General features: G+C 71.8%; 9 protein-coding genes and 1 pseudogene. 7 read left to right on the top strand and 3 right to left on the bottom strand.

Translation table 11 applies throughout. The features are described from left to right. From PV350_RS41000 to PV350_RS40975, 6 genes and pseudogenes are all read left to right on the top strand, one after another. Window positions 1-136: pseudogene (locus PV350_RS41000) on the top strand (ABC transporter ATP-binding protein); the annotation flags it as partial. Between the two features lie 128 nt (window positions 137-264). Beyond that, the gene (locus tag PV350_RS40995) at window positions 265-702 is read left to right on the top strand and encodes a hypothetical protein (RefSeq protein WP_499509621.1); all 438 of its coding nucleotides are present in this window, start codon (window positions 265-267) and stop codon (window positions 700-702) included. Between the two features lie 54 nt (window positions 703-756). Further along, entirely contained in the window at window positions 757-1,095 is a 339-nt protein-coding gene (locus PV350_RS40990) for an ArsR/SmtB family transcription factor (RefSeq protein ID WP_499509622.1), read from the top strand. Window positions 1,096-1,199: 104 nt separating this feature from the next. Further along, on the top strand, window positions 1,200-1,754 hold the full coding sequence (locus PV350_RS40985) for a hypothetical protein (protein WP_499509623.1): 555 nt from the start codon (window positions 1,200-1,202) through the stop codon (window positions 1,752-1,754). A gap of 175 nt (window positions 1,755-1,929) precedes the next feature. Continuing rightward, window positions 1,930-2,133, top strand: a complete 204-nt coding sequence (locus PV350_RS40980) for a hypothetical protein (protein WP_499509624.1) — start codon at window positions 1,930-1,932, stop codon at window positions 2,131-2,133. Window positions 2,134-2,158: 25 nt separating this feature from the next. Continuing rightward, window positions 2,159-3,115: an alpha/beta fold hydrolase gene (locus PV350_RS40975; protein ID WP_500338490.1), complete on the top strand. Its 957-nt coding sequence runs from the start codon at window positions 2,159-2,161 to the stop codon at window positions 3,113-3,115. Between the two features lie 90 nt (window positions 3,116-3,205). On the opposite strand, the gene PV350_RS40970 is transcribed toward PV350_RS40975, so the two are convergent. The 3 genes from PV350_RS40970 to PV350_RS40960 form a co-directional block, all read right to left on the bottom strand. Further along, complete coding sequence (locus PV350_RS40970; RefSeq protein WP_500338489.1) at window positions 3,206-6,436, bottom strand: S8 family serine peptidase; 3,231 nt, start codon at window positions 6,434-6,436, stop codon at window positions 3,206-3,208. Between the two features lie 652 nt (window positions 6,437-7,088). Further along, complete coding sequence (locus PV350_RS40965; protein ID WP_499509627.1) at window positions 7,089-7,715, bottom strand: TetR/AcrR family transcriptional regulator; 627 nt, start codon at window positions 7,713-7,715, stop codon at window positions 7,089-7,091. Then, the gene (locus PV350_RS40960) at window positions 7,712-8,092 is read right to left on the bottom strand and encodes a cupin domain-containing protein (RefSeq protein WP_499516720.1); all 381 of its coding nucleotides are present in this window, start codon (window positions 8,090-8,092) and stop codon (window positions 7,712-7,714) included. Before PV350_RS40960 ends, PV350_RS40965 begins: the two co-directional genes overlap by 4 nt. 387 nt (window positions 8,093-8,479) lie before the next feature. Between PV350_RS40960 and PV350_RS40955 the strand changes: the two genes are divergently transcribed. Next, a partial coding sequence (locus PV350_RS40955) for an SDR family oxidoreductase (RefSeq protein WP_500338487.1) occupies window positions 8,480-8,988 on the top strand: 509 nt, incomplete at its 3' end.

Here is an 8,988-nt window from a genome sequence, read left to right as displayed (position 1 = left end):
CGTCATGGAACTCCTGCGCGCCGTCGTCCACAGCGAAGGCGTCACCGCCCTCGTCGCCACCCACGACCCCCAGCTCCTCGCCCTCGCCGACCGCGTCCTCGAACTCCGCGACGGCCACATCACCCCCACCGACTGACCCACGGCTTCCCCGAAGAGTGGGGACATCACGCCCCTCGGCGCGTAAATTGGGATACGAACGGTGCCCATCGGTCGGCACCATGTGCATCCGTGTGAACGCGGAACGCACGGAGGTGAGGGGATCACATGGCTTCGGTGACCCGGGCGGCGCGGAACGTCGAGCACACCGCGGAGAGCCTCCACGAGGATCTGGTCCGCCTCGAGGCCCAGAGGCAGGCCCTGGAGAGGGAGCTCGCCGCGGTCGTTGCGCACCTCGGTTCGGTGCAGCGGGCCCTGGGCGCCCTCCAGTCGGTCATCCGCACCCCTGAGGCGGCCCCCGCCCCCGCGGACGTGACGTCCCCTGCCGACACCGGCACGACGTACGGCAGGCTCACCGAGCAGATCATGGACTTCTTCGAGCAGGCCGGTGACGCCGAGGTGCGGGCCCGCGACGTCGCCGCGGCCCTCGGGCGTGACGGCGACAGTGGCAGCATCAACGCCGTCCGGAGCACGCTGGACCGCCTCGTGGGGGCGTCGCGCGTGGACCGTGCGGGCCGTGGCCTGTACCGGGCGCGCCGGGGGTAGGCCACCTCCGGTCGGGGTTCGACATTCTTCGAACATTCGGGTTATCGTGACCCCATGGCGGACCAGCATTCCCACGAGGCGAGCGAGATGAGCCTGCCGCGCGTCCTCGCCGCGCTCAGCGATCCGACACGGATCGGGATCGTGCGTGTGCTGGCCGACGGCAGGGAACGCGGGTGGGGCCAGTTGCGGGCGCCCGTCGCCAAGTCCACCTTGAGTCACCATCTGAAGATCCTGCGCGAGGCCGGCATCACACGGACCCGCCAGGAGGGGACGCGCTGCTACGTCACGCTGCGTCGCGCCGAGCTGGACGAGAGGTTCCCCGATCTGACCCGGGCCCTGCTCTCCGCGGCCGACGCCGAGGACGTCGGCGAGGTCACCGTGGTGGATCCGTAGTCCGGGACACCGCCGTTGACGTCCCGCGTGGTCACCGCGTGTGTTCGCCGTACTAATCTGTGTGCGCGGACGTTGGCCCCCAGGGGCCGGGAATGAGAGGACACATGGTCTCAGCAGCGCACACGACCGAGGATCTCCAGGTCACGGCCGGAGCCCTGCAGGGAGAACTGCAGCGCCTCGAGCTGCAGAAGCAGGCACTCGAAAGGGAGTTGGCGGCGGTCGTCGCCCACCTGGGATCGGTGCGGAGGGCACTCGGCGCCCTCGGCCACCTGGCGGTCACGGCTCCCGCCGTCGCGGCCGCGGGCACCCAGGCCGAGGAACGGCAGCCTCCCGTCGTGGAGGTCGAGGAAGCGAGGGCCGAGGAGGAGAGGGCCGGGGAAGCACGGACCGCCGAAGCGCAGTCCGAGGAAGCCGAGGACGGCACGGCGGAACGGAACGGCGCTTCCGCGGCGGGCGGCTACGGCAGGCTCACCGAGCAGATCCTCGACTACCTCGCCACGACAGGCGGGTCGCAGGTGCGGGCGCGCGAGGTCGCGGCGGCTCTCGGCCGGGACGAGAACGCCGGCAGCATCAACGCGGTGCGCAGCACGCTCGACCGGCTGGTGGGCGGCTCCAGGGTCCAGCGCGCCGGGCGCGGTCTGTACCGGGCCGCCGGCTGACGACCCGGGGCCACGAGGCCCTGGCGCGTCGTTGTCACAATCCCGACGGCTGGACTGTCAAGAGTGTGCTTGACCGGCGCTCCGCGCCGGGTGAGCGGCCGGAGGAGGGGGTTTCCCCTGCCCCCCTCCTCCGGCCGTTCGCGTCTTGACGGCTGATCCGCCTGGAAGGACAACGATGCTCCCGAACACCGATGACGCCCCCGACGTGCGGGCGATCGTCCTCTCACTGGCCGCCGAGGCCGCCGCCCTGGAGGCGCACGTCCACCGGCTGCAGGAGGAGATCACCGCGGTGGACGCCCGGCTGGAAACCGTGAACGAGTCCCTGCGCAGCCTGCCGGGCCTGCCGGGACTCGGGCGCCCGGACGCGGACGTAGACTGACACTGTGACACAACATGTGAACAGTGTGAACGCTTCCTCCGCGCCCGCTGCCCTCCCCCGCGCCGCCGACAGCACGGGCGGGCCACTCGCCCCGGGTACCCACACGATCACCGTCGACCACAAGGGCGCCGCCGTCGCGCAGCGGTACCACGTGGCCGGCGCCGGGCGCCCGGTGTGCGTCGCCCTCTCGGGCGGGCCCGGCATCGGCTGGGAGTACCTGCGCATGCCGCTCCTGGAGCGTGCGTTCACGATGGTGTACGTCGAGCCCGTCGGCACCGGCGCGTCCGGGCGCCTGCCCGACCCGCGCGACTACACCTTGGCGACGTACACGCACTTCGTGAACGGTGTGATCGAGCACCTCGCGCAGCCCTCGGTGACGCTGCTCGGCCATTCGTACGGTGGTTTCGTCGCCCAGCAGTACGCGTTGGAGCACCCGGAGCACCTCGGCTCCCTCGTCCTGTACGACACGTCCCCGGTGACCGGCGAGGAGTTCTGGGCGGACGCCGTGGCCAACATGGAGCGGTTCGCCCGCCGTCATGTCGCGGACCACCCCGAGGTCGCCACCTACGTGGAGGCCCTGACGGCGCCGCTCGGGGAGCTCGACGACGACGGCGCCACCGACTGCCTGCGGACGATCCTGCCGGCGTACGTCGTCGACTACTGGGGACGCGAGGACGAGTTCGGGCCCGCGCGCGGGTCCCTGCGCATGTACGCCGAACCCTCCCTCGGCGAGGGCCCCGCCTTCGACGTCCGCGAGCGGCTGTCCGGCATCACGGCGCCCACGCTGGTGCTGGTCGGCGCGGACGACTTCATCTGCGGACCGCGGTGGGCGCGGATGATCCACGAGCGGATCCCCGGTGCGCAGCTTGCCGTCCTTGAGGACACGGGCCACCTGGCGCACTTCGAGCGCCCCGGGCGGTTCGCGGACGTCGTGACCGGCTTCGTGCTGAAGCACGTCGCCGCCCCGGGAGCGTCACGCTGACCGTGCGGCCGGAACCGGGCAACCGGGGAGAGTACGCCGGGCCCGCCGGACGGTCGTCCGGCGGGCCCGGGTCAGCGGTCGTACGGCCCGTTACTTGAGGAGATAGGCCTTGAGCACGGTCTGCTTGAAGGAGTTGCCCGCGGCATCCTCGACGAAGGTGCGCAGGGACACGGCACCGCCCGAGAAGCGCTTCGGGTGGGACACCTTCACGGTGCGATGCATGCCCGAGCCCTTGGCCTCGGCGCGCTGCCAGGTCCTGCCCTCGTCGTAGGAGACCTCGACGGTGAACGTGCGGACGGCGGACACCGGGGCCCCCGCCTCACGCTGGATGTGGGCCGGGATCTCCAGCGTGCTGCCGACTCGGGCGCGGTTCCATTCGTCGAGCTCCGGCGACATGCGCACCGCGTACAGCGGCAGCGACGTGGGCTGCGCGGTACCGGCGGAGCGGAACCGCCACTCCGCGGAATCGCCGGTGGAGATGTCGCTGCGGGCGGGGTCGCGGTCGTAGGTGGCCTTCAGCAGGTAGTCCGCGGGAGTCGGGTCCTGCGGAACCGTGACGTCCGTGAAGGGGTAGTCGGAGACCACCTCGCCGTTGCGCCGGAGCTCGCCCTGGAGGATGCCGGTTCCGCTGCCGACGATGGGGTCGAGGTTCCCGTTGGCTCCGATCTGCAGGGTGAAGCGCATCTCGTCGCCCTCCCGTTGGTTGAGCGCCTGGCCGGGAACGATGCCGAAGGCCTGGACCGCGCCGTTCCAGCGCTCCTCCGTGGTGGTGTGCGCCCGGTAGGTCCGGCGTCCTCCGACGTAGGTCTGCCCGGGGATCACGGTGTCGTCTCCCCCGAACACCGGGCTCTGGTCGAAGGCCGGCTGCCACTCGAGGCCTTCGGACACCGAGAAGTAGTCGGTCCGCCGGGAGGGAACCGGAACGGACGTGATCCTGTCGGTGTTCCAATGCAGCCCTGCGACATAGGTGTCGAGCAGCCGGGTTGCGGTGGTCCCGGTACGTGCCGCCGCGAAGGTGGTGTTCACCCTCGCCAGGTCCGAGGTACGGGGGGTGTATCCCGGGTCCGCGGGGATGCCGCCGACGACCGGCCGGGTGAGGTGGTAGGTGACAGGAGTACCGGAGTGGTCCGAGGGCTCCTCCCACGTGGTGGCGAGGGCGTAGCCGAACCCGCTGTAGCCGGTGTTCTCGGTCGGCAGGGCGTAGACGTCGTCCAGGCGCGCGCGGCCGATCGCACCCGGCAGCTCCACACCGAGGTTGGCGCCCTTGCTGACGGTGCCGACGCCGGCCCCGGTGATGCGCAGAGCGGGCCGCGGGGCCCCGGCCGTGACCTTCCTGGCCTTGCGGGCGTCGAAGGTGACCGTCCTGTGGTCGAGCATCGCGACGCGAGGGACGCCCACGACGGTGGTCTGCGTCTTCGACGGGTCGTCGGAGGGTGAGTCGAAGATCAGGCCCGAGATCGACCAGGTGCCGCGCGGAACCCGCACCGTGCCGGTGCCGTCGGCGGCGATCTCCACCGGGTAGACCGTGCCCAGCCGGCTGTCGAACGCGTCGACGGATACGGCCGCCGAGGTCGGCGCGTGGCCGGTACGGCCGATGACCTTGATGCTCAGGTCGTAGAAGGGCTCCTCGATGTCCATGCCGATCGGGGTCCGCACGGAAACCGCGCCGTCCGGACTGACCGCCTTCACCGCACCGCTGAACGCCTTGTAGAGGGTGCCCGCGGCCTCGGGACTGCCCGTGAGCGTGACCGTCTGCGAGCCGTGCGCCGGAACCGTGACCTTGTCGGCACTGAGCCGGAACAGTCCGTCCGGGGCCGGGGACACGTTGTCGTAGGTGACCTTGGTCGACAGGTCGAGGGTGACCGGCTCACTGCCCGGGTTGCGGTAGGTCAGGGCTTTCGACACCGGGGGCCGACCCGCGTTGGCCCAGTGGATCCGCTTGAAGTCCAGTCCGTTCGGCTCGGCGGTGACGCTCTGGCCCGCCGCGCGGGCGACGTCGACCCGGCCCGCGCCCTGCCGGTAGGCGCCCGGCTCGGAGCCGCCGACCGTCGTGGTCATCAACTGGGTCTTGACCTGCTCCGGCGTCCAGTCGGGGTGCTCCTGGATCAGGATGGCCGCCGCTCCCGCGACGTGCGGAGACGCGACGCCGGTGCCGCTGTCGTAGATGTAGTAGTCGTCCGGGCCGGTACCGCCCGCCCAGGCGGCCAGGACGTCGGCACCGGGGGCGACGATGTCGGGCTTCAGGCCCCAGTCACCGATCCGCGGTCCCATCGCGGAGCCACCCGCGCGTTCGTCGTCGATGCGGGTGCCCCCGACGGCCATCGCCGCCTCCGCCGAGGCGGGGGAGCCGACGGTCTGGAGGGTGTCGCCGGATCCGGCGGCCGCCACGACCAGGGTGCCGTACTTCTCGGTGACGGACTCGACCGCGGCCTCCAGCGCGTCCTGCCCAGGGGCGTCGACGTCGTACGGGCTGAGGTTGATCACTTTCGCGCCGTGCTGGGCGGCCCACTCCATGCCTTCGATGATGGCGGAGTTGGGACAGTCGCCGCCGGCGTAGCAGACCTTGCCGATGAGCAGTTCGGCCCCGGGGGCCACGCCCTTGTGCAGTCCGTCCGAGGCCGCTCCGGAGCCGGCGACGATCGAGGCGCGGTGGGTGCCGAAGCCGTTGTGGTCCGTCATGTCGGGGTCGGTGGTGAAGTTCGCGGTCTCGGTCACCACACCCTTCAGATCCGGGTGGTTCGGGTCGTAGCCGCCGTCCAGGACGGCGACCTTGACCCCGCTTCCGTCGTAGCCCCTGGCCCAGGCCTGGGGCGCGCCGATGTGCGCAACCGTCTCGTCCAGCTTCTTCCCGGTGTTCCGGCTTCCGTTGCGCGACGACGTCCGGTCCTGCGGGATCTTGGCGGTGCTGTCCAGCCAGACGTGGCGCAGCCCGAGACCGAGGGTCCGGGCACCCGCCGCCGGGGCGACGTCCTTCCAGAACTCCCCCGCGTCTGCCGGGCGCTGGGTAACGGTGGCGAATGCGCTGCCCTGAATCGGGCGGACGGTCCCGGCGCCCTCCGCGTGCCGCGTCACTGCGGTGCGCGCTTCACCACCGTACTCCACGATCAGCGGCAGCCCGGAGGCGCCGGTGTGCTTCTGTCCGACCAGGGCGGAGACATTGAACAGGCGTTGGTCGAGCCGTTCGGCCGCCACCGACGCCAACGCGTCGGCGGGAATGACGGACCAGCCGTCCGGGCCCTTGCGCTTGACGAATGCGATGTCCTCCCGGCCGGGGGCCGGGGCGACCGTGATGCTCTGGTTGCCTGAAGGGTCCTCCGTCACGGTGACGCGGTCACCGGTGATCAGGGTGAGTTCATGGGAGGCGAAGCGGACCGCCGGGGAATGCGCCGCCCCAACGGAACCGGAGGAAACCTGCGCTGCCGCAGGATCCGTCACGGCCAGGGATATGAGCGTGGCCGTCAGAACCCCGGCTCTGGCGAATCGCCGGCCGGGCGAGGAAGTGATCATCGCCCGTTGATAACAGGGCCACATATTGGCCGGCAACAATTCACCGGACGGTCAATAATGGCTACGCTGCTGTCATTTGATGACCGTCACGCGATTTCATCTTGTCGCAGTGAGTGGTGCCGCCGAGCGCCGGACACAGCATGCACACGGTCCTCGCCCCTCGTTTCCGCAGGCCAAGACCGACACGCGCGGATCAGCCCGCCAGGGAACGCGTATCGCAAAGAGAAACGTCGATTTGGCACCCCGCACGATTCGTCCACTTCACTTCGCCCACGTGGCGCGATTGCGCCATGTCCCCACCGCGACACACCGAACTGCTCGCGGTCGGCGGGAATCGGGTCCGTGTCCAAGGGAGGGGGTGATCACTGGGAATCGCCCGACCCCGCGTCGGGGAAACGCGCCGCCCCCGGCCGGTGATCCGGCCGGGGGCGGGGAGCGCGCGGGAAGGGCGCGGAATACGCCCGGCTCACCGCCGGGGCAGGTGGTACGGCTCGTGCGGTGTCCGGGAGGCAGGCACGACCAGGCCGTCCACGTACTGCCGGACCAGGCGCGGGCACCTGTCCTCGGTGGCCCGCCAGGTGGCGCCCGGCAGGGGGCGGCCGAGCTGGGCCACGACGGCCAGGACGTCCTCGGCGGTGATGTCCTCACGTACGCGTCCCGAACGCTGCGCGCGGGACAGCAGCCGCCGCGTCGCGCCGGCCACGCGGGCCCGCGGCCCGTCGGCGGCGCCTTCGGGCTGGCAGTACAGCGCGGCCGGCCGCGCGGACGCCATGGCTTCCAGGAAACCGCGGAGCGCGACCAGGGGATCGCTCGTGGCCAGCCGTGCTTCGGCGGCCGCGGCCACGGCCGCGATCTGCTCGGCCACGTCGGTCAGCAGGTCGTCCCGGCTGGCGTAGTGGCGGTAGAGCGTCGCGTTGCTGACCCCGGCCAGGCGGGCTATCCGGTCGAGCGACACGCCCGCGCCCTGTTCGGCGAGCAGGTCGGCGGCGGCCGTACGGATCCTGCGGCGGTTGCGCACCGCGTCGGCCCGCAGCCCGCCGTAGCGCGCTCCGCACTCCTGCTGCGCTCCGCCGTCCGGTGCGGAAGTGGTCACGCGCCGGTCCGCGGCGGGCGCGGGGCGCGCAGGTGGGCGCGCTGGGCGAGTTCCCCGTCCTCGACCAGGGTGAGCATCGGCTGGCCGGGCGCGCACAGCATGGTCACGACGAACCGGGTCCGCGCGTCCGGCAGGGCGTTGCCGTCCTGGTAGTGGATGACGTCCCCACCCGGCTCCCAGAACGTCTCACCGGCCTTGACGATCCGCTCCGGCTCGCCTTCCAGCTCGAACCGGACCGCTCCTTCGAGCACGTACCCGAAGGCCGGCCCCGAGTGGCGGTGGGGCGGGGTCCCGGGGTCGCCGGGGGGCCACTCGACGGCGATCGTCATCCCCGAGGCGCCCTCGGGGATGAAGGGCGGCTTGGCGTCCTGCAGCATCGTCACCGCCGTCTTCCAGGCCTCCGACCGCGGCTGCTCGTTGCTGCTGCCCTGTGTCTCCGACACTGCGCTGCACCTCCATGGTTATGCCCGAATTGTGCAGAAATGATGGTATGCCGCCGTCGCGCACGGCTGATGTACCGACATCGGCCGGCGGCGGCCACCACCGTCGTCCTGTCCGGGCGGACGTCGCTGCTCCCCCCTATGACCGGACAGCACCCGCCGGTGTGACGTCCCCCTCCTTCCCGCCTCCCCCACCGCGCGCAGGAGCCGTCCGCGGTGGTGTCACAACCGCGGCACGGGCGCGGTCACAGCAGGTGGAGCGGCCGACTGCGCCGTCACGAGGACATCGGAGGGCCTACGGCCCCGCGGACGAAAGGGACCCGGATGAGAGTCGTTGTCGCAGGGGCCGGCGGTCTGCTCGGTTCCAGGACGGTCGCCGGGCTGCGGGACCACGGGGTGGAGGTCGTCCCCCTGTCCGGCTGCGACCGGCCCGGAGCCGTCACGGACAGGGACCTCGCCGAAGCACTGCGCGGCGCAGACATCGTGGTCGACGTCACCGACACGCCCTCGCCCGCCGAACCGGTCAGCCTGCAGTACTTCCGCACCGCCACCGCGCGCCTGCTGGCCGCGGCCGAGGCGGCGGGGGCCGAGCACCACGTGGTCCTGTCCTTCATGGGGGCCGAGCGGCTGCTGTCGGGCTACTTCCGCGCGAAGCTGCTGCTGGAGGAGCAGGTGCGGCGCTCCCCGGTCCCCCACTCGATCGTCCGTGCCGCCCTGTCCTTCGAGTGCGTCGAGGCGATGGCCGTGGCGGGCGCGGACCAGGGCGGCGAGGTGCGCGTGGCGCCCGCCCTGGTGCGGCCCGTGTCGGCGGACGACATCGCGGCGGCGGTCGC

Source organism: Streptomyces sp. PA03-6a, assembly GCF_033792765.1.
Classification (GTDB): Bacteria; Actinomycetota; Actinomycetes; order Streptomycetales; family Streptomycetaceae; genus Actinacidiphila.
The sequence above is the reverse complement of the archived record's forward strand: the minus strand, read 5'-3'. Positions and strand labels throughout refer to the sequence as shown.

Coding starts and splice junctions, on each gene's coding strand:
- PV350_RS40995 (WP_499509621.1), top strand. CDS start 265: ATGGCTTCGGTGACCCGGGCGGCGCGGAACGTCGAGCACACCGCGGAG.
- PV350_RS40990 (WP_499509622.1), top strand. CDS start 757: ATGGCGGACCAGCATTCCCACGAGGCGAGCGAGATGAGCCTGCCGCGC.
- PV350_RS40985 (WP_499509623.1), top strand. CDS start 1,200: ATGGTCTCAGCAGCGCACACGACCGAGGATCTCCAGGTCACGGCCGGA.
- PV350_RS40980 (WP_499509624.1), top strand. CDS start 1,930: ATGCTCCCGAACACCGATGACGCCCCCGACGTGCGGGCGATCGTCCTC.
- PV350_RS40960 (WP_499516720.1), bottom strand. CDS start 8,092: ATGCTGCAGGACGCCAAGCCGCCCTTCATCCCCGAGGGCGCCTCGGGG.